Source organism: Methyloversatilis sp. S146-33 (assembly GCF_059552495.1).
Genome location: NZ_JCANOT010000026.1, coordinates 247,965 through 266,988, shown reverse-complemented (window position 1 = coordinate 266,988; position 19,024 = coordinate 247,965). Strand labels below are relative to the sequence as shown.

Annotated in this window: 19 protein-coding genes; 7 read left to right on the top strand and 12 right to left on the bottom strand. The window is 67.1% G+C overall.

Annotated elements, in window-relative coordinates:
• Window positions 1–3: 3 nt before the first annotated feature.
• The 6 genes from AC51BJ_RS10790 to AC51BJ_RS10765 form a co-directional block, all read right to left on the bottom strand.
• Window positions 4–498, bottom strand: a complete 495-nt coding sequence (locus tag AC51BJ_RS10790; protein WP_496280216.1) for a hypothetical protein — start codon at window positions 496–498, stop codon at window positions 4–6.
• 88 nt (window positions 499–586) lie between these two features.
• Complete coding sequence (locus AC51BJ_RS10785; protein WP_496280215.1) at window positions 587–1,051, bottom strand: DoxX family protein; 465 nt, start codon at window positions 1,049–1,051, stop codon at window positions 587–589.
• The gene (locus tag AC51BJ_RS10780; protein ID WP_496280214.1) at window positions 1,048–1,845 is read right to left on the bottom strand and encodes an HvfC/BufC family peptide modification chaperone; all 798 of its coding nucleotides are present in this window, start codon (window positions 1,843–1,845) and stop codon (window positions 1,048–1,050) included. The genes AC51BJ_RS10785 and AC51BJ_RS10780 overlap by 4 nt, the downstream gene beginning before the upstream one ends.
• Complete coding sequence (bufB, locus tag AC51BJ_RS10775) at window positions 1,829–2,668, bottom strand: MNIO family bufferin maturase (protein ID WP_496280213.1); 840 nt, start codon at window positions 2,666–2,668, stop codon at window positions 1,829–1,831. Before bufB ends, AC51BJ_RS10780 begins: the two co-directional genes overlap by 17 nt.
• A 41-nt stretch (window positions 2,669–2,709) precedes the next feature.
• Entirely contained in the window at window positions 2,710–2,976 is a 267-nt protein-coding gene (locus AC51BJ_RS10770; protein ID WP_019916302.1) for a BufA1 family periplasmic bufferin-type metallophore, read from the bottom strand.
• Window positions 2,977–3,091: 115 nt separating this feature from the next.
• A complete protein-coding gene (locus tag AC51BJ_RS10765) occupies window positions 3,092–3,982 on the bottom strand; it encodes an ROK family protein (RefSeq protein ID WP_496280212.1) in 891 nt (296 codons plus the stop codon).
• Window positions 3,983–4,042: 60 nt separating this feature from the next.
• On the opposite strand from AC51BJ_RS10765, the gene AC51BJ_RS10760 reads away from it, so the two are divergent.
• From AC51BJ_RS10760 to AC51BJ_RS10750, 3 genes are all read left to right on the top strand, one after another.
• The gene (locus tag AC51BJ_RS10760) at window positions 4,043–4,369 is read left to right on the top strand and encodes a DUF1840 domain-containing protein (protein WP_496280211.1); all 327 of its coding nucleotides are present in this window, start codon (window positions 4,043–4,045) and stop codon (window positions 4,367–4,369) included.
• Between the two features lie 78 nt (window positions 4,370–4,447).
• A complete protein-coding gene (locus AC51BJ_RS10755; RefSeq protein WP_496280210.1) occupies window positions 4,448–4,810 on the top strand; it encodes an Hpt domain-containing protein in 363 nt (120 codons plus the stop codon).
• Window positions 4,807–5,004 carry an oxidoreductase-like domain-containing protein gene (locus AC51BJ_RS10750; protein WP_019916297.1) on the top strand — a complete coding sequence of 66 codons (198 nt, stop codon included), beginning with the start codon at window positions 4,807–4,809 and terminating at the stop codon, window positions 5,002–5,004. Before AC51BJ_RS10755 ends, AC51BJ_RS10750 begins: the two co-directional genes overlap by 4 nt.
• A gap of 21 nt (window positions 5,005–5,025) precedes the next feature.
• On the opposite strand, the gene AC51BJ_RS10745 is transcribed toward AC51BJ_RS10750, so the two are convergent.
• The 5 genes from AC51BJ_RS10745 to AC51BJ_RS10725 all read right to left on the bottom strand — a co-directional run bounded on the left by AC51BJ_RS10745 (window position 5,026) and on the right by AC51BJ_RS10725 (window position 11,406).
• Window positions 5,026–5,364: a P-II family nitrogen regulator gene (locus tag AC51BJ_RS10745; RefSeq protein ID WP_020166229.1), complete on the bottom strand. Its 339-nt coding sequence runs from the start codon at window positions 5,362–5,364 to the stop codon at window positions 5,026–5,028.
• Window positions 5,365–5,390: 26 nt separating this feature from the next.
• The gene (locus AC51BJ_RS10740; protein ID WP_496280209.1) at window positions 5,391–8,492 is read right to left on the bottom strand and encodes an efflux RND transporter permease subunit; all 3,102 of its coding nucleotides are present in this window, start codon (window positions 8,490–8,492) and stop codon (window positions 5,391–5,393) included.
• Window positions 8,493–8,540: 48 nt separating this feature from the next.
• The gene (locus tag AC51BJ_RS10735) at window positions 8,541–9,698 is read right to left on the bottom strand and encodes an efflux RND transporter periplasmic adaptor subunit (protein ID WP_496280208.1); all 1,158 of its coding nucleotides are present in this window, start codon (window positions 9,696–9,698) and stop codon (window positions 8,541–8,543) included.
• 42 nt (window positions 9,699–9,740) lie between these two features.
• Complete coding sequence (locus AC51BJ_RS10730; RefSeq protein ID WP_496280207.1) at window positions 9,741–10,964, bottom strand: TolC family protein; 1,224 nt, start codon at window positions 10,962–10,964, stop codon at window positions 9,741–9,743.
• A gap of 118 nt (window positions 10,965–11,082) precedes the next feature.
• Window positions 11,083–11,406 (bottom strand): hypothetical protein, encoded by a 324-nt coding sequence (locus tag AC51BJ_RS10725; RefSeq protein WP_430435475.1) that lies wholly within the window; start codon window positions 11,404–11,406, stop codon window positions 11,083–11,085.
• 158 nt (window positions 11,407–11,564) lie between these two features.
• Here AC51BJ_RS10725 and AC51BJ_RS10720 point away from each other — a divergent pair, with 158 nt between their 5' ends.
• Genes AC51BJ_RS10720 through lipA form a run of 4 tightly spaced genes read left to right on the top strand, consistent with a single transcriptional unit; the run spans window position 11,565 to window position 14,580 of the window.
• Window positions 11,565–12,701 carry a D-alanyl-D-alanine carboxypeptidase family protein gene (locus AC51BJ_RS10720; RefSeq protein ID WP_496280206.1) on the top strand — a complete coding sequence of 379 codons (1,137 nt, stop codon included), beginning with the start codon at window positions 11,565–11,567 and terminating at the stop codon, window positions 12,699–12,701.
• A gap of 10 nt (window positions 12,702–12,711) precedes the next feature.
• Window positions 12,712–12,996: a YbeD family protein gene (locus AC51BJ_RS10715; protein WP_496280205.1), complete on the top strand. Its 285-nt coding sequence runs from the start codon at window positions 12,712–12,714 to the stop codon at window positions 12,994–12,996.
• The gene (gene lipB / locus AC51BJ_RS10710) at window positions 12,993–13,613 is read left to right on the top strand and encodes a lipoyl(octanoyl) transferase LipB (RefSeq protein WP_496280204.1); all 621 of its coding nucleotides are present in this window, start codon (window positions 12,993–12,995) and stop codon (window positions 13,611–13,613) included. The genes AC51BJ_RS10715 and lipB overlap by 4 nt, the downstream gene beginning before the upstream one ends.
• Window positions 13,614–13,626: 13 nt before the next feature.
• A complete protein-coding gene (lipA, locus tag AC51BJ_RS10705; protein ID WP_496280203.1) occupies window positions 13,627–14,580 on the top strand; it encodes a lipoyl synthase in 954 nt (317 codons plus the stop codon).
• A gap of 32 nt (window positions 14,581–14,612) precedes the next feature.
• On the opposite strand, the gene AC51BJ_RS10700 is transcribed toward lipA, so the two are convergent.
• On the bottom strand, window positions 14,613–19,016 hold the full coding sequence (locus AC51BJ_RS10700) for a PAS domain-containing hybrid sensor histidine kinase/response regulator (protein WP_496280202.1): 4,404 nt from the start codon (window positions 19,014–19,016) through the stop codon (window positions 14,613–14,615).
• Window positions 19,017–19,024: the final 8 nt, after the last annotated feature.

Genomic DNA, 19,024 nt, shown 5'->3' with positions numbered 1-19,024 from the left:
CGTTCACCACTTCGCCAGATCAATGCCGAAGGTGAACATGACGCCGGCGGTGCCCAGCAGCGCCACCTGCGCGCTGTAGCGGTCCACCTGGTAGCCGAGCGCCGGAATGACGGCGAAGGCCACACCATTGTGGTTGAAAGGAATCTTGTCCTCATAGCGGCCGGTGTAGCCGAGCAGCGCACCGGCAGTCACCTTCACGTAAAGATTGGAACTGATCGAGTCCAGATCCCAGCGCTTGCCGGCGTAGTAGTACTCGGTCGGCTGGTCGAAGGAGTTGCGCAGGAAGGAGGCACCGGCCAGCCACTGCGACGGCGCCATGTATTCGAGACCGATCAGGCCGGGCGTGTTCTTGTGGTCCGGATCGTGGTCCCAGTGGTGGACGTAGGGACCCAGCTGCAGACTCAACACGTGGTTGCCTTCATCGGCAAGCGCCGGTGCGGTGACGATCAGACAGGCGCTGGCGAGCAGCGCATACAGGGTATTGTTTTTCGATTGCACGATGCCTTGCCCTGGATGGAATATGGATGGGGCAGGCATGGTGCGGGTCATGTTCCCGCAAACGATGACCGCAGTGTTGCCGGATGTTTCACCGCGTCGCGCGCCAGCGGCCCAGCCAGTGATCGACGGACAGCATGCCAGGGCCGAAAGCGAGCACGGCCAGCAGGCCGGCGCCCCACCACAGATGGGACTGCACGGCGGCCGGGCACTCGAAGGCCCACAGCGCAGGATACGCCAGCAGCGCCATCGCATTGACGACGGTCAGCCCGAGCGCGGCGAAGCGACCGGCCAGGCCGATGGCGAGCAGCGGCGGCAGCAGCAGTTCGCCAGCCGTACCGAGGAAAGCGGCCAGCGCCGGCGGCAGCAGCGGCACCGAATATTCCTCGGTGAACAGGAAGAGCGTGGTGTCCCAGTCCTCGATCTTGGTCAGGCCGGCCTTGAAGAAGACCGAGGCGATATAGAGGCGCAAGGCAAGCAGCAGCAGCGGACGGCCGTAATCGGCCAGGCGGGCGAACGGCAGGGCAAAGTCGTAAAGACGAAGGACGGCATTCATGCGGGCGCTCCCGGGGTGACAGGCAGGTGCAGCCAACCGCCGGCAAGTGCCTGCGCAATGGTGGCTGCAAGATCGAAATGCGGGTCGGTCGCGCTGGCTGCAGCCCACGCTTCGCCCACCGGCGCGCCATCGACCAGCGCCTGCCAGAAGGCATGCGTTGCCGGTTGCAGCGCGCTGACGCGTACGCGGTAGCCTTCACGCCAGACCACGGCGTGTTGCGGCAGATCGAGGTCGATGGTGAGCTCGCGTGCGTGCGAACCACCGGCCTCCGGCGGGTGCTGCAGCCAGATGTCGGCCACCGGCCAGCGGCTGGCGTGCAGCGCGAAACAGGGCGTCATCTGCAGGCGCAAGTCCGCCAGCGCCTCGGGCGCCAGTCCGGCGAACAGCTCGCCGCCGGCCGGCCGCGCGTCGGCCGCCGTCGTCGCCACATGCACCGACCATTCGAGACGGGCGACGTCCGGCAGATAAGGCAGCGCGCGCGCCGGTTCGAAGCCGTCGAGGAAATCGGCGAAGCGGTCGCCGTAACGGTTCAGGTCGCCGTCGCGCGACGGAGAGGCCGCGCGATAGCGGCGCGCCAGCGCATCGAAGTAGTCGTCGCCGGTGATCTGCCGGCAGACCGGGTAAGCCAGCCGCAGTGCCGCCGTCGCGTTGGCGATCGAGGTGGCGCGGTAGATCGACAGCAGCGCCCGGTTGCGAACGTCGTTGCCCGCCAGCAGCGGCAGCGCATCGTCCTCGCCCTCGGCCGACGACAGCGCGGCGCCGAAGCGGCGCTGGACTTCAAGCAGCGCGGGCACGAGGGTGCTCCGCATGATGGCCACCGATGCGGTCGGCCTGCGCCGCCTCGGCCAGCAGCAGGTCGAGATCCGGCAGGTCGGTGTCCCACTCGACCAGCGCCGGCGCGCTGACGCCGCGCGCCCGCACGTCGCGCAGCAGCGCCCATACGTCGTCGCAGACGCGGCTGCCGTGGGTGTCGATCAGGCCGTGCTCGGTAACCGCGTGACCGGCCAGATGGATTTCGCCGACCGCGTGCATGGGCAGGCGATCGAGCGCGTCCAGCGGGTCGCCGCCGAAGTTGCGCGCATTCACATAGAGATTGTTCAGATCGAGCAGCAGACCGCAGCCGGTCAGGCAGACCAGGTCCGCCAGGAAATCGGCTTCGCTCATTTCACTGTCGCGGAACTGCACGTAGGTCGACAGGTTTTCGAGCAGCACCTGCCGCTTCAACCGGTCCTGCAGTGCGGATACGCGGCCGGCAACCAGCGCCAGCGCCTCGCTGGTGTAGGGAAAGGGCAGCAGGTCATTGAAGTGACGGTCGTCGATGCGACCCCAGCACAGGTGTTCCGACACCAGCGCCGGCTCGAAGCGATCCACCAGCGCAGCCAGCCGCTCGACGTGCGCATCGCCGCCGCCGTCGGCCGACGCCAGTGCCAGACCGACGCCGTGCAGACTCAGCGGGTAGCATTCGCGCGCACGCTGCAGCACCTGCAGCGCCGCGCCGCCGTCGTGAAAGAAGTTCTCGCTGTGCACTTCGACGAAGCCCAGCGGCGGGCGCTCTTCGAGCACACGTGCATAGTGCGGCTGGCGCAGGCCGATGCCGGTCGGGGAGGACATGATCATGATCGACTGCCGGCGCGGCGGGCGCGCCGGCTGCGCTCCGATTACTTGCCCGGCGCCATCGTCTTGCCGCCCATCTTCTCGCAGGTGCCGGCGGCGACGAACTTCCATTCGTTCGGGTCGTTGTCCATCTTTGCCTGACCGGCGCAGCTGTGACTGCCGTTGGCAGACGCGCAGTCGTTGGCGCCCTTCTTGGCGACGCCGTAGCACTTCTCCTTGCCCTTGTCATCGGCGGCGAAAGCCGGGTTGGCGACTACGCCCAGCGCGAGGACGGAAGCGAGTGCGGCATGCAGTGCGACGGATTTGCTCATAGATGTACTCCTCTGAAGTGACAGGCTGTAAGCCGCCTGAGTGGCTTTGCACGGCAGTAGACCCGCGACCTGCGACAACCTTACCGCCGCCGTCGTGAAATATTTCGCGGTGCGCTCACCACAGCCAGGCGGCACCGCGCACGCCCGACGAATCGCCGTGCAGCGGCGGGCACAGCCGGGTGACGATGCGGTCGGAAAACACATGAGGCACCCACAGCCGCGGCACCCGCTCGTAAAGCCGGCCGATCGAGGACAGACCGCCGCCGAGCACGATCACGTCCGGATCGAGCAGATTGATGACGCCGGCCAGCGCACGCGCCAGCCGCACCTCGTAGCGCTGCAGCGTCGCCTCGCAGGCGGCATCTCCGGCCGCGGCGCGGGCCACGATGTGTTCCGGCGCCGCAGTCTCGCCGCTCGTCCGCAGATGGTCGGCCGCCAGCGCCGGACCGGACAGCCAGGTTTCGACGCAGCCGTGGCGGCCGCAGTAGCAGGCCGGCGCATGACCACGGGTATCGTCGCCCGGCGGCAGCGGGTTGTGCCCCCACTCGCCGGCCACGCCATTGGCGCCCTGCAGCACGCGGCCGTGAACCACGACGCCGCCACCGACTCCGGTACCGAGGATGACGCCAAACACGACGTCGGCACCCCGGCCGGCGCCGTCGACCGCCTCCGACAGCGCAAAGCAGTTGGCGTCGTTCGCCAGCCGCACCGCGCGACCAAGCGCCGCTTCGACGTCCTGCTTGAGGGGCTGCCCGTTGAGACAGGTCGAATTGGCGTTGCGCATGCGGCCGTCGACCGGCGACTGCGAACCCGGTGTGCCGATGCCGACACTGGCGCGCACACCCAGTTCGTGCTCGGCCTGCGTCACCATCCCGGCGATCAGCGCCACCGTCGCCGCGTAGTCGCCGGCCGGTGTCGGCGCGCGTCGGCGCAGCCGCACGGCGCCATCGTCGCCGAGCGCGATCAGCTCGGTCTTGGTACCGCCCAGATCGATGCCTATGCGCATGGCGCCGCCGCCACGTTCCGCGCGACAATGTCCTTCGTCACCCACCGAGGTCCATCGATCATGATCGTCACCTTCAAGTCATCCGCCACTGCCGACACCCTCATGTTCGGCGACAACGCAAAGCAGCTGCTGTCGCTGATGGGCAAGTCCTTCGACGCGAAGGGCATTATCACGCTGGAGCAGCTGCCAACCGCGATCGACGCACTGAAGCAGGCGATCGCCGCCAGCCGGGAAGCGGAACGCGCACAGCCGCAGGACGACGACAACCCCGAGGACCGACCGCCGGCCATGCTGATGCCGGTGTCGCTGGCCCAGCGAGCCGCACCGCTGATCGAACAGCTCGAACGTTCGCTGAAGGCGAAACAGCCGGTGATCTGGGAAAGCTGAGGGCGCTCAAGGCGCGGCGGCGGCGGTCGTTGATGTGTGCGATACCGACTGTTCACCCGACGACACCGTCCGCACACCATGCCGACCACCACAGCACCTCCGGTACTCGACGACGCACGACTGGCCGAATTGCAGGACATGCTCGGACCGGTCATCGGTGAAGTGCTGCGTGCCTGGCTGCAGGACACGCCGCGCACGCTGCAGACCGTGCGCCGGGCACTGCGCGACGGCGAGCTCGGTGCCGCCATCTGCGCGGCACATGCACTGAAGGGCAGTTGCAGCAATGTGGGTGCGGCCAGCCTGTCGGCGAGCGCCCAGGCTCTGGAATGCGCGCTGCGAGAGGGTGGCGCTGATTGCAGCGCAGCAACGATCGCACTGGCGCAGCTCGATGACGAGTACGACAATGCGGCCCGTCTCATCACCGCCCGTTTCCGCCTATGACCGAAATGCTGTCGGCCGCATCGCTCGATGAGGATGTCGCCCCCGTTCCGCCCACCATGCCGATGGACTCCGAGTGCTGCGAATCCGGTTGCGAGCGCTGCGTATGGACCGTCTATCAGGAAGAGAAGCTGGAGTACGAGCGCCGCTACGCTGCCTGGCTGCAGCGGCATCCAGAAGAACGCCCGCGCCTGTAACCGGCGCGGGCGCAGGGTGGATCAGCCCTGCGGCGACCCGATGGTGGTCTTGTTGATGAATACCGCCCGGTCGATCGGCACCACCCAGACCAGACCGTCACCGGTCTGGCCGGTGCAGGCTACGCTGATGATGCGGCGCACGATGTCGTCGACTTTCTCGTCGGGGGCGACGATTTCGATGCGCACCTTGGCGGAGTAATCGGTCAGCTCCTCCTTGATGTTGTGCGGTGTGTGCTCGCTCGGCGCACCGAAGCCCTCCACCTTGCTCACCGTCATGCCCGGGAAGCCCGGCATTTCACGCAATACGGTGCGCAGTTTCGGCAGCTTGTTCGGCCTGATGATGGCGCGAATTTCCTTCATGTCGTCTCTCCGTCTTCGATGTTCGCTCAAGCTTCAAACGGCTTGTCGTCGAACCAGGTGTACAGCGCCGGTACCACCACCAGCGTGAGCAGCGTGCAGGTGATCAGACCGCCGATCACCACGATGGCCAGCGGACGCTGGACTTCGGAGCCGGGACCGGTGGCGAACAGGAAGGGCACCAGACCGAGCAGTGCAACGGTGGCCGTCATCATGACCGGCCGGAAGCGCATCTTGGCGCCCTGCACCACTGCCTGCATCAGTTCCATGCCCTCGTTGCGCAGGCCGCGGATGTAAGACACCAGCACCACGCCGTTCAGCGTCGCGATACCCCACAACGCGATGAAGCCCACCGACGCCGGCACCGACAGGTACTCGCCGCTGACGAACAGCCCGATCACGCCCCCGATCGATGCGAAGGGCAGCACGGTAATGATGAGCGTGGCAAAACGCAGCGACCCGAACAGCAGGAAGAGCAGGAAGAAGATGGCCGCCACGGTGATCGGCACGATGACCGACAGGTGGCCGAGCGCGCGCTCCATGTTCTGGAACTGGCCGCCCCACTCGAAGTAATAGGCCTCCGGCAACTGCACCTGGTCCTTGACCTTCTGCTGCAGTTCGGCGACGAAACCACCGAGGTCGCGGTTCGCCACGTTGATGCCGATGACGATGCGACGCTTGCCGGTCTCGCGCGATATCTGCGCCGGTCCGTCGCGCACGTCGATGGTGGCGAGGCTGGACAGCGGGATGGCTGCGCCTTCCGGCGTCGGCACCAGCATGTTGCGGATCGCCTCGATGTTGTCGCGGAAGCGCTCCGGCAGACGCACCACCGCAGCGAAGCGCCGCTCGCCCTCGAACACGTCGGTCACGTGACGGCCGCCGATCGCCGCTTCGATCAGGTCGTTCACGTCGCCCACGTTCAGGCCGTAGCGGGCGATGGTCGGCCGGTCGATCTCGACCGTCAGGTACTGCTGCCCAGTCACCCGCTCGATCTTGATTTCGCTCGCGCCCTGCACGCCGCGTGCAACGCGCGCGATCTCGTCGGCCTTGGCCTTCAGCAGGTCGAGGTCGTCGCCGAATATCTTCACCGCCACGTCGGCACGCACGCCGGTCACCATCTCGTCGACGCGGTCGGAAATCGGCTGCGCCATGATGATGTTCACACCGGGCAGCGCCTTCAGCTTCTCGCGGATCTGCTCCTGGATGGTCTCCTGCGTCCAGCCCTCCGGCCACTCGTCACGCGGCTTCAGCGACACGATGGGCGTGGACTCGTTCTGCGACTGCGGATCGGCCGGCGACTCGCCGCGGCCGACGCCGGACACCGCCGACTTCACGCCCGGCACCTCCATCACCAGACGCATCGCCTCACGCTCCATGCGCAGCGATTCCTGCAGCGATATGTTGGGTACTCGGTCCATCGCCGGCACCACCGAGCCTTCCTTCATTTCCGGAATGAAGGCGGTGCCGAGGAAGGGCAGCAGCAGGATGGCACCGATGAAGGCCGCCACCGCCAGCGACACCGTCTTCTTGCTGTTGGCGACCGCCCACTCGAGCATCGGCACATACGGCTTCTTCAGCATGCGGATAAGCCAGGTGTCATGCTCGGCACCACCCTTGAGCAGATAGCTGGACAGCACCGGCGTCAGCGTCAGCGACAGCACAAGCGACACGAACAGCGCGATGGCGATGGTGTATGCCAGCGGCGCGAACATCTTGCCTTCCATGCCCTGCAGCGTCATCAGCGGCAGGAACACCAGAATGATGATGCCGATGCCGAAGATGACCGGTGTGGCCACCTCCATCACCGCAGACAGGATGACGCGGATGCGGCTTTCGCCTTCCTCCTTCGCATGGCCGAGGCGCTCGAAGGCGTTCTCGACCACCACCACCGAACCGTCCACCATCAGACCGATGGCGATGGCCAGACCACCCAGCGACATCAGGTTGGCCGACAGGCCCAGCTGGTTCATCGCCATGAAGGTGACCAGCGGCGTCACCACCAGCGTGGCGATCACGATGACCGACGAACGCAGATCGCCGAGGAAGAGGTAGAGCACGATGACGACGAAGATGACGCCTTCGATCAGCACCTTGATCACGGTGGCCAGCGCCGCATCGACCAGTTCCGAGCGGTCGTAGTAGGGCTCGATCTTCAGGCCGCCGGGCAGCATGTTGTTGTCGTTGATGTCGGCCACCTTCTTCTTGATGTCCGACACCACGGCCTTGGCGTTGCCGCCGGCCATCATCATGACGACGCCGCCGACCGCCTCGGTGCTGCCGTTCTTGACCACCGCACCGACGCGTACCGCGTGACCGAAGACCACCTCGGCGACGTCGCGGATGAACACCGGCGTACCGTTGATCTCCTTGACGACGATGAGGCGGATGTCGTCCAGATCCTTCACCAGACCGACGCCGCGGATCAGGTACTGCTCGGCGTTCTGCGGCAGCACGCCGCCACCGGCATTGGCGTTGTTACGCGCCAGCGCCTCGTACACATCCTTGACGGTGAGCTGGTAGTGACGCAGACGGTCCGGATTGACCAGCACCTTGTACTGCTTCTGGTAGCCGCCCTGCGAGTTGATTTCGGCCACGCCGCGGGTCGAGCGCAGCAGCGGACGCACCACCCAGTCCTGGATGGTGCGGCGCTCGGTCAGTTCCGCCTGCGTCAGTTCGCGGTCGCCGTCGTCCGGGCGCACCAGCGTGTACTGATAGACCTCGCCCAGACCGGTGGACACCGGGCCGAGCACCGGCACCACGCCGGCCGGCATGCGGTCACGCACTTCGAGCAGCCGTTCCATCACCAGCTGGCGCGCGAAATAGACGTCGGTCTTGTCGGTGAACACCAGCGTGATCAGCGACAGGCCCGGCTTGTTCAGCGAGCGCATTTCGGTCAGACCGGGCAGACCGGTCATGCCGATCTCGATCGGCACGGTGATGAAGCGCTCGACCTCCTCCGGCGAACGGCCGGTGGCGTCGGTGGCGATCTGCACCTGAACGTTGGTCACGTCGGGGAAGGCATCCACCGACAGCTTGCGCGCCGCGTCGAGGCCGAAGGCCAGCAGACACAGCGCGACGACGACGATGACGAGGCGCTGTTTGAGCGCCCCGCGCACGAGGGATTCAATCATGGCGTCTCCAGTTCATCCGTTCAGCGTTGGCGCGAAGTCGTGCGGTTCTCATTCGAGTTCCTTGCGCTTGCGCTCGTTGTTCAGATGAAAGGCGCCCTCGGTCACCACCTTCGTGCCTTCGGCCACACCGCCCAGCACCGGCCGCATGGTGCCGATGGCCGAGCCGAGCGCGACTTCGGTCAGCTTGAACTGCTGCGGACCGACCTCGACGAACAGGTAGTCCTTGTTGTTCTCGCGCACGATGGCGGTGTCGGGCACGACCAGACGCGCGGTCGGCCGCCCCTGGATCAGCACCGTCGCCAGCATCGCCGGCTTGAGCGAACGGTCGCTGTTGTCCAGTTCGCTGCGCACCATGATGGTCCGCGTCATCGGATTGACGGTGTCGGCAATGAAGATGAGCTTGGCCGTCAGCTGCTGGCCGAGCGCCGGGATCTCGACCTGGATGGTCTGGCCCGGCTGCACCGCGGCGGCCTGCTGTTCCGGCACTTCGGCCTCGACCCAGACGCGCGACAGGTCGGCCACCGTGAACATGACCTCGCTCGGCTGCACCACCTGACCCTGCGCGACCAGGCGTTCGACCACGGTGCCGGCCATCGTCGCCACCACCGGCGACACCGAATTGATGGCCCCGGTCGACGTGAGCTTCTCCAGCGACTTCGACGACACGCCGAGCACGCGCAGCTGGTCGGCGGCGGCGCGCATTTCGGCCCGCGAAATCGACAGTTCGCTCTCGCGACGCTGCAGTTCGGCGCTGCCGATCACGTCGGCTGCGAACAGTTGCTGCGCGCGCTCGACATTGCGTTCGTTCAGCTGCGCCTGCGCGCGCGCCTTCATGTAGGCGAGCTGAGCGGCACCGAGCTCGGTGCTGTTGAGCACCGCCAGCGTGTCGCCCACCTTCACCTGCTGGCCCAGCATGGCGGTCAGTTCGGTCACACGGCCGGTCACCGTGGCGCCGATGCGGGTCACCCGCTGTTCGTCGAAATCGACCTGACCGGCCACGCGCAGCGTGTCCGACAGCTCCATGCGGCTGACCGTGCCGAGCTTGATGATGTTGCCGAGGTTGTCACCGGCCTGGACCAGATTGGGATCGACTGGCGCCGCGGCGGCCGTCGGTGCCGCAGTATCGGATTCTTCGGAGCAGGCGCCGAGCAGAAGGGAAGCGCCAAGCAGTCCGGCGCACAGCAGGGGGCGTTGAATAAGTTTCATGACGGATCGGAATGTGGATGAATTCGTTGTGCGTAGACCGGCTCAGCGCAGGGCGCCAAGGCGTTCGATTTCGGCGACGGCATTGATCAGTTCGTAGCGGGCGCTGATCAGCTCGTTGCGGACGGCGCGGAAGGTGCGCTGCGCATCCAGCACTTCGAGGATGCCACGCTCGCCGAACTTGTAAGCCGCCTCGGCCACCTTCAGCGCCGCTTCGGCCTGGCGCACGATGCCGCTCTCCAGTGCCGACACCTGGGTGCGCGACAGGTCGTACTGCCGATAGGCGGCATCGAGCTGCTGCTGCAGTTCGAACATGCGCCCTTCGAGCGCCATGCGATTGCGTTCGCCGATCGCGCTGGCCTGCGCGATCTGGCCCTGGCGGCGGTCGAACAGCGGAATGCTCACGGCGACGCCGATACGGTTGGCTTCGTACTCCGGATCCTGGTCGCGGCCGAGCTTGAACGACAGTTCCGGCATGCGGCGCAGCTTTTCCAGTTCGATCTGCTCCTTCGCGCGCTCGATCTCGGCGCGCAGACGGGCGATCTCCGGATTGCGCGTCAGCATGTCCTCGCGCAGCTTTTCCAGCGGCGGCAGCTCGACGTCGTTCACCAGATCGCCCTGCAGTTCGTAGTCGATCGGCAGCACGCCGCCGACCAGTCCGCGCAGTCGCGCCTTGGACTGCGCAATGCGCAGCTCGGCCGCGTCGGCGTTCTTCTGCGCGCTCAGCAGCTCGGTATCGGCGCGGATCAGTTCGTAGCGCGGTGCTTCCCCGGTATTGACCCGCACCTCGACACGGTTGCGGATGGCCTTGGCCAGTTCGAGGTCCTCGCGCGCGGCGCCCAGCTCGCGCTCGTGGCGGATGACGGCGTAGAAGCTCTGCTTGAGGCGGCTCAGCAGATCCACCTCGTATGCCTGGGCGCCGGACATGGCGGACGTGATGCCCGCTTCGGCCACGCGCAGGCGGGCGTCGCGCTGCGACGGGTAGTCGAAGCGCTGCGACAGCGTGATCGAACCGAGCGAACCCGGCGCCAGATTGGGACCGCGCGAATTGCGGTCGCCGCCCATCACTTCGAGTTCCGGATTCGGATAGGCGCGGGCGGTCAAGGTGTCGGCGCGGCTGACATCGACGTCGGCACGTGCGGCGCCGAGCGATGCGTTGGACTGCAGGGCCAGCGTCTGCAGCTGGCCCAGTGTGTAGCGCTCGGCGGCCCCTGCCGCGTGCGCACACAGGCCGAGGGCGGCCAGAAGGGCGATGGCTTTTGTTTTCATGAGTCTGATGCCCTGACGGGAACGATGAAACAGGCGAACACGCCTGCGCGCACGGCATGCCGCGCAGGTCGTGAAGAAACGGATATGGACGGCGCCCGCGATGGCGGGCAGCCGCGCCTCAGCCCAGCCTGGGCGGGCGCAACGGAACCCGGTCGGGCTCGGGGTCCTGCAGGACGAGGGCGGAGGCGATCTGTTCGGGGCGTGCCTGGCTGCGCGCGCGCTGCGGCACTTCGGCGACGAAAGGGTCCGGCGGATCGCCGGCCAGATCGAGACGGTGCATCAAGGCACCATAGACGTCGGTCGGCGTGGCATCGGGGAATTCGAAGGACGCACAACTCACGCACTGTTCCGGTGCATCGGCGAGCGCACGCTGTCCGGCCCACAGGGCAGACAGCGCAAACAGCAGGACACCGATCAACAGGAAGGCTTTGGCGGAACTCACGAGGCGTTCGGACGCGCGGCACGGAATTTAAGTTCCCTTTCATGAAACCACTGTTTCAACTCGCGGTGCAACACGAAACATCAAGAAGCAGCTTCCATGCCGGTGGCCGGCCCTGCTTTGGTAGACTGCGCACGCTGTTCTGACCACCGGTAACTTTCATGCTCAAGCTGTTGCGCTGCACCGCGCTTCTCGTGTCCGCCGCACTTCCGTTCGCCGCTTCCGCCGACCTGATCCCGCCACCCCAGCCCGACGCCAAGGCCTGGCTGCTGATCGACCACGAATCCGGCGCCGTGCTGGCGCAGTCGCGCCCGGACGACAAGGTCGAACCAGCGTCGCTGACCAAGCTGATGACCGCGTACCTGACCTTCAAGTCGCTGAAGAACGGCCAGCTGAAGCCCACTCAGGCGGTGCCGGTCAGCGTCGCCGCGTGGAAGACTGGCGGCTCCAAGATGTTCATCGCGCCGGACAAGCCGGTCACCGTCGATGAACTGATCCGCGGCATGATCATCCAGTCCGGCAATGACGCCTGCGTTGCACTGGCCGAGGCGATCGCGGGTTCGGAAGCCGCCTTCGCCCAGATGATGAATGCCGAGGCGAAGCGTCTGGGCATGTCGGGCACGCAGTTCCGCAACTCGACGGGCCTGACCGAGGACGGTCACTACACGACGGCACGCGACCTGGCCATCCTGGCGCGCGCGCTGATCCACGACTTCCCTGAGTACTACCCGCTGTACTCGACGCTGGACTACACCTACAACGGTATCAAGCAGGGCAACCGCAACCGCCTGCTGACGATGGACCGCAGCGTGGACGGCATGAAGACCGGCCACACCGATGCGGCCGGCTGGTGCCTGGTGTCCTCGGCCAAGCGCGAGGACCGCCGCGTGGTGTCGGTGCTGCTCGGTGCGCCGAACGAAAAGGGCCGCATCGAATCGTCGGCCACGCTGCTGAACTACGGCTTCAACGCCTGGGAGAACGCCCGTCTCGCCAGCGCCGAGGAAGTGCTGGCCACGCCTGCCGTCTACAAGGGCGCCGCCGCCAGCGTGCAGGTCGGCGCGGCCGAGGACGCCGTCGTCACGGTGCCGCGCGGCCAGGCCGGCAAGGTGACGCGCGAGATCGTCATCACCACGCCGGTGATCGCGCCCATCGCCGTCGGCCAGCAGCTCGGTACGCTGAAGGTGGCCATCGACGGCAAGCCGGCCGGCGAGTATCCGCTGGTGGCCAAGGTGGCGATCGACGAAGGCGGCATCTTCCGCCGCATCTGGGACACGATCCGGCTCTGGCTGGGTCTCTAAGGACAGACCGATGGCCGATCAGCCACAGCCGTCGCGCGCCGACACCCTGCTCGAGTTTCCGTGCGACTTCCCGCTCAAGATCATGGGCGAGCGCCACGACGACTTCGCCCAGGTGGTGGTCGAGGTGGTGCTGCGCCACGCGCCTGACTTCGATCCGGCGACGCTGGGCATGCGCCCGTCGTCCGGTGGCCGCTACATCGGCCTGACCGCGACGATACGGGCGACCTCGAAGGATCAGCTCGACGCGCTGTACAGCGAACTGAGCGGCCATCCCATGGTGAAAGTCGTCCTGTGACCGCCCTCGTCCGCGCGCTCGGCCGGGTGGACTACACGCCGGTGTGGCAGGACATGCAGGCGTTCACCGCAGCGCGCGCTGCCGACACGGCGGACGAGTTCTGGCAGGTCGAGCATCCGCCTGTATTCACGCTGGGTCTGGCCGGCAAGCGCGAACACCTGCTGCGCGACGTCGGCGTGCCGGTGGTCGACAGCGATCGCGGCGGCCAGGTGACCTATCACGGCCCGGGCCAGGTCGTCATCTACACCCTGATCGATCTCAAGCGCGCCGGCCTCGGCGTGCGCGAGGTGGTGAACCGCATCGAACAGGCGGTGATCGACCTGCTGGCGGCGCACGGCGTCGGCGCGCAGCGACGCCCCGGCGCACCCGGCGTCTATGTCGGCTCGGGTGACGACGAAGCCAAGATTTCCGCACTGGGCCTGCGCATTCGCAACGGCCGCACCTACCACGGCGTTTCGCTGAACGTCGACATGGATCTGACACCGTTTACCGCGATCAACCCCTGCGGTTACAGTGGGCTGCGCGTCACACAGACGCGCGATCTGGGCATCGCACTCCCACCGGAGGCGATCTGCCTGCAATTGACCGGCGCGTTACAGCGCGCCCTCTATGAATAGGTACACAGCAGCCATGAGCGACACCGCCTACGACCCGACCGAAAAACAGAAGGGGGCATCGAAAACCGCCCGCATTCCGATCAAGGTGGTGCAGGCCGAAGCCCTGCGCAAGCCGGACTGGATACGCGTGCGCGCCGCGCGCCACGACAGCCGCTTCGGCGAGATCAAGCAGATCCTGCGCGACAGCGGCCTGCACACGGTGTGCGAGGAGGCGAGCTGTCCGAACATCGGCGAATGCTTCGGCGGCGGCACCGCCACCTTCATGATCATGGGCGACAAGTGCACCCGCCGCTGCCCCTTCTGCGACGTCGGCCATGGCCGCCCCGACCCGCTGGATGCCGGCGAGCCGGAAAAGCTGGCGAAGACCATCGCCGCGCTGAAGCTGAACTACGTGGTGATCACCAGCGTGGACCGCGACGACCTGCGCGACGGCGGCGCCCAGCACTTCGTCGACTGCATACGCGCGGTGCGCGAACACTCGCCGCGCACACAGATCGAGGTGCTGGTGCCGGACTTCCGCGGCCGCCTCGACATTGCGCTGTCGATACTCGACGCCGCGCCGCCGGACGTGATGAACCACAACCTGGAAACCGTGCCGCGGCTGTACAAGATGGCACGCCCCGGCTCCGACTATGCGCACTCGCTCGACCTGCTGCGCCAGTTCCGCGCCCGCCACCCGGAGGTGCCGACCAAGAGCGGTCTGATGCTGGGGCTGGGCGAAACCGACGACGAAATCCTTGAAGTGATGCGCGACATGCGCGCGCACGACGTGCAGATGCTGACGCTGGGTCAGTACCTGCAGCCCTCGGGCGGTCACCTGCCGGTGCTGCGCTACGTGCATCCGGACACCTTCGCCATGTTCGAGCGCGAAGCGACGGCAATGGGCTTCAGCCACGCCGCCTGCGGCCCGCTGGTGCGCTCCAGCTACCACGCCGACCGCCAGGCACACGCCGCCGGCGTCGCCTGACGCCAGCGCGCTGACTGAGGCGCCGCCGCGCCTCAGTCCTCCCGCAGTTCCGGGTGCGCCGACACAAAGGCGCGCAGGATGGTCAGCGCCTCGGGAAATTCGAAGGCCTCGATCAGCCGGGTCAGCGGATGCACCGCCGCCTCGCCGAACTGCGCCACCAGTGCCGGCTTGAGTTCGCGCCAGATGGCGCCGGATTTCATGTCGTCGTGTTCAAGCAGCAGGCAGAGCTGGCTGACCAGACTGCGCACGCGCGCGGTCGGCAGGCCGACTGCATCCGCCTCGGCGCGCGGCAGGGCGCGTATCTCGTCGCACACCGCGCCGATCTGCACCGCGCAGGCGGCAATGTCGTCGGCGATGGTCTGCACCGGGGTGCCGGCATGCAGGGCCTGTTCGAGTGCGAGCGCACGGTCGCGCAATGCGTGCGCGCCGATGGTTGCCGCCACGCCCTTCAGGGTGTGCGCAACGCGCTCGGCGAGCGCCCGGTCGCCGTCCTTGATCGCCTGTCGCAGGCGATCGACGTCGCCGCTGTGGTTCGCCAGGAACATGTCCAGCACCTGGCGGTAGCCCGCGGCATCGCCACCGAGTGCGCGCACGCCGACGTCGCGATCGATGACGGCGGGCACCGTCTGCGTCAGCGGCGACGCGGCCGCATGCTCGCCCTCCGGAATCCACTGCGCCAGCGCGGCGAACATGCGCTCCGGATCGACCGGCTTGACCAGGTGACCGTTCATGCCGACCTCTTCGCAGCGACGCCTGTCCTCCTCGAAGGCGTTGGCGGTCATCGCGAGGATGGGCAGCATGCGTCCGGCGTCGGTGGCGCGGATGCGGCGCGTCGCCTCGACGCCATCCATCACCGGCATCTGCATGTCCATCAGCACGATGTCGTAATGCGAGCGGGCCACCTTGTCGACCGCCTCAGCGCCATCGGCGGCGACATCGACCATCAGTCCGGCGCCTTCGAGCAGTTCGCGCGCCACCTCCTGGTTGATCGCGTTGTCCTCGACCAGCAGCACGTGCGCGCCAACGCGCACGCGACGCTTACGGGTGATCGAATCCGGCCGCTGCGCCGCGTCGCCGCGCTGCAGGCGCACGGTGAACCAGAAAGTGCTGCCTTCGCCCGGCACACTGCTCACACCGACGTCGCCGCCCATCAGCCGTGCCAGCCGTCGGCTGATCACCAGACCGAGTCCGGTGCCACCGTACTTGCGCGTCGTAGCCGCCTCGGCCTGTTCGAAGGCCTCGAACAGCTGCGCCTGCTTCTGTGGCGCGATGCCGATGCCGGTGTCCTCGACCTCGAAACGCAGCATGACCGCGGTCGGCTGCTCGGCCAGCACCTGTACGCGCAAGGTGATGCTGCCGCGCTCGGTGAACTTCACCGCATTGCTCAGGTAGTTGATCAGTATCTGACCGACGCGCATCGGGTCACCGAGCAGCGACAGACCGGTCAGCCGCGGATCGACTTCCTCCTTCAGCAGCAGCCGCCTGGAGGCGATGCGGTCCGCCATCATGCTGCGTACGCGGTCCAGCGTCGCCAGCACGCTGAACGGAACTTCCTCCAATTGCAGGCGGTCGGCCTCGATCTTCGATAGGTCGAGCACGTCGTTGATGAGGCCGAGCAGGTGCTTGGCGGAAGCGGCGATCTTTTCCAGCTTATCCAGCTGTGACGGCGCCGTCAGTTCTCGCCGCAGCAGGTGGGTGAAGCCGATGATGGCGTTCATCGGCGTGCGGATTTCGTGGCTCATGTTGGCGAGGAAGGTGCTCTTCGAGCGGCTCGCCGCCTCGGCGTCGATGCGGGCGCGTTCCAGTTCGGCGGTGCGGCTGCGCACCAGTTCCTCCAGATGGTGGCGGTGCGCATCGAGCTCGGCCTCGGCCGCCCGCTTGGCCGTGATGTCGCGGGTGACACCCTGCAGGAGAGTGATCTGCCCGTCGGCGTTGGTGCGCAGCGTGGTCACCACCTCGGTCATCACGACACGCCCGTCGCGACAGGGCTGCTCGATCTCCATCGTCTGCGTGCGCATCGATTCGTCGCCCGCACGGAAGGCCGCCAGCCGCACGGCGAAGGCCTCGCTGACGCGGCGGTAGCTGTCCGGCGTCATGGTGTCCTGCATGCTCTGCCCGAGCACCTCGTCGACGGTATAACCGCGCAGCCGCTCGATCGCCTGACTGATGTAGACGAAGCGCTCGGCGCGCAGGTCGTACAGCCAGATCACGTCGCTCGAGTTCTCCGACAGCAGGCGGTGCCGCTCCTCGCTCTCGCGCAGACGCCGCTCGGCCTCGCGGCGGTCGGTCACGTCGCGTAACACGACGTGCAGCAGCGCGCGCCCGTCGTGCTCGATCGCGGTCGCCAGCACCTCGGTTGCCAGCGCTTCACCATCGACCCGCGTTATCAGCCACTCGAACTGGTGCGCGCCGCCCTCGCCCAGCCTGCGCATGATCTGCTCGAAGGCCTGGGCGGAGCGCGTGCCGTCGGACTGGAACTCCGGCGCGACATCGACCGGCGAGCGCCCGATCAGCTGCGCCGCATCCTGCATGCAGAGCATTTCGAGGGCGGCACGATTGACGTCGATGAAGCGCCCGTCCTCCATCAGCGCCACCGCCTCGCGCGTGTCCTCGAAAAGCTTGCGGAAACGCGCCTCGCTCTCGCGCAGGCGTTCTTCCGACTGTCTGCGCCCGGTGATGTCGATATGGGTGCCACTGATCAGCAGCGGGCGCCCGTCCGGCGTGCGCTGCGTCACCCGCCCGCGGTCGGCGATCCACACCCAGTGGCCGTCGCGATGGCGCATCCGGACGTCGCACTCGTAATAGTCGGTTTCGCCGGCCAGATGCCGTTCCAGTGCTTCGTTGGCCTGCCGCAGGTCGTCCGGATGGACAAAGCGCGCCCAGGTGTCGACGGTGAAGGGCTGCAGATCGGCCAGCGCATAGCCGAACATGCCCGCCCAGCGCTCGTTGAACACCGCTTCGCCGGTCTGCAGATTCCATTCCCAGGTGCCGGCGTGGGTGCCGTCGATGATGTCCTGCAGCCGCTGCCGCTCGCGGTCGAGCTGGGCCTGCACCTTGGAGCGCTCGGTCACGTCCCACCAGATGTCCGATACGTAGACCCGTCCCTGCACCTTCACCGGCTGCACGCTGACCCGGACATCCGTAACCGAGCCGTCGCGGCGCCGGCGGCGCGTGTCGAACTGCGCGCCGCCGCGCGCAACCACGTCGCGCATCTTCGCCCGCACCGCATCGGGGTCGAGGTCGGCGTTGATGTCGGCCAGCGTCAGCGACGCGAACTCTTCGCGCGTATAGCCCAGACCATTGCAGGCCGCGTCGTTGAATTCGACGAAGGCCAGCGTTTCGGCGTCGATCAGCGTGATCGAATCAGACGCCTGCGACACGATGGCACGGTAGATGTCCTCGCGCTGCGTCGCGCGCGCTTCGTCCTCGCGCCGGGCGATGACGCTGACGATGCGGTCGGCCAGCGCCTCCAGCAGCATGCGCTCTTCGAGCAGGAAAGGCCCCTCGTCACGCACAGGCATTTCGCTTCGGTAAGCGACGCATAGCCGTCCGCGCACCTCGCCACGCAGCACCAGCCGCGCATGGATGGACTGCACCGCCCGGTCGAAACCGGACGTGGCGACCGTTTCGCCGTCGAGCTCGATGGCGGCCTCAGCCTCACCCACATGCATAAAGCCGCCGGGCAACAGACCCGCCACCTCGCGCAGCATGTCGGGCAGCGGCCGGCGCAGGTCCTCGGTGGCGCGGAACACCGCGTACAGGCAACGCTGTTCCTTCACCCGTTCGGCCAGCGCCTGCTCGATCTCGCGCATCAAGGTGACCTCGCGCGCCACGCCGAGTACGCCGACCAGCTGTCCGGCGCTGTCGGTGACCGCCGTCTTGGTGGTCTGGTAGAGGCCCTGCTGACCACCGACGCGGAAGGTGAGCCATTCCTCGTTGATCAGCGGCCGCCCCGCATCGATCGCCGCGCGGTCGTGGGCGCGGAAGAAATCGGCCAGTTCGCGCTCGACGAAGTCGTAATCGGTGTGTCCGATCAGCTGCGCTTCGGGCACGCCGAGCAGCTGCTCGAAACGCGGATTGCAGAAGCGAAAGGTGCCGTCCGCGTCCTTCAGCCAGACAAGATCGGGAATCGCGTTCAGCAGCATGCGCAGACGGCTGCGCTCCTGCTCCAGCGCCGCGGCGTGGCGGTCGGCGAGCGCCTGCGCGCGACGCAGGCGTCGGGCGTGCCGCCGCTGCGCCAGCAGCAGCGCGCCCACCAGCGCCAGACTGAAGCCGAGTACCAGCAACAGCACGTGGTGATCGCGCCACAGTTCGGGCAGCGAGTCGGCGGGCACGTGCTGCGCCAGAGCCGGTGTGGCGAAACTGAGGAGACAGTCGGCAGCGGTGGCCGACCGCATCAGGCGAGCGGCAGCAAGGCTCGGTATGGACTTCATCATCGGCGCGA

Excerpts from the sequence above, each read along its gene's own strand:
- AC51BJ_RS10785 (WP_496280215.1), bottom strand. The coding sequence starts at position 1,051 with ATGAATGCCGTCCTTCGTCTTTACGACTTTGCCCTGCCGTTCGCCCGC.
- bufB (WP_496280213.1), bottom strand. The coding sequence starts at position 2,668 with ATGATCATGTCCTCCCCGACCGGCATCGGCCTGCGCCAGCCGCACTAT.
- AC51BJ_RS10770 (WP_019916302.1), bottom strand. The coding sequence starts at position 2,976 with ATGAGCAAATCCGTCGCACTGCATGCCGCACTCGCTTCCGTCCTCGCG.
- AC51BJ_RS10765 (WP_496280212.1), bottom strand. The coding sequence starts at position 3,982 with ATGCGCATAGGCATCGATCTGGGCGGTACCAAGACCGAGCTGATCGCG.
- AC51BJ_RS10760 (WP_496280211.1), top strand. The coding sequence starts at position 4,043 with ATGATCGTCACCTTCAAGTCATCCGCCACTGCCGACACCCTCATGTTC.
- AC51BJ_RS10755 (WP_496280210.1), top strand. The coding sequence starts at position 4,448 with ATGCCGACCACCACAGCACCTCCGGTACTCGACGACGCACGACTGGCC.
- AC51BJ_RS10750 (WP_019916297.1), top strand. The coding sequence starts at position 4,807 with ATGACCGAAATGCTGTCGGCCGCATCGCTCGATGAGGATGTCGCCCCC.
- AC51BJ_RS10745 (WP_020166229.1), bottom strand. The coding sequence starts at position 5,364 with ATGAAGGAAATTCGCGCCATCATCAGGCCGAACAAGCTGCCGAAACTG.
- AC51BJ_RS10740 (WP_496280209.1), bottom strand. The coding sequence starts at position 8,492 with ATGATTGAATCCCTCGTGCGCGGGGCGCTCAAACAGCGCCTCGTCATC.
- AC51BJ_RS10735 (WP_496280208.1), bottom strand. The coding sequence starts at position 9,698 with ATGAAACTTATTCAACGCCCCCTGCTGTGCGCCGGACTGCTTGGCGCT.
- AC51BJ_RS10730 (WP_496280207.1), bottom strand. The coding sequence starts at position 10,964 with ATGAAAACAAAAGCCATCGCCCTTCTGGCCGCCCTCGGCCTGTGTGCG.
- AC51BJ_RS10720 (WP_496280206.1), top strand. The coding sequence starts at position 11,565 with ATGCTCAAGCTGTTGCGCTGCACCGCGCTTCTCGTGTCCGCCGCACTT.
- AC51BJ_RS10715 (WP_496280205.1), top strand. The coding sequence starts at position 12,712 with ATGGCCGATCAGCCACAGCCGTCGCGCGCCGACACCCTGCTCGAGTTT.
- lipA (WP_496280203.1), top strand. The coding sequence starts at position 13,627 with ATGAGCGACACCGCCTACGACCCGACCGAAAAACAGAAGGGGGCATCG.
- AC51BJ_RS10700 (WP_496280202.1), bottom strand. The coding sequence starts at position 19,016 with ATGATGAAGTCCATACCGAGCCTTGCTGCCGCTCGCCTGATGCGGTCG.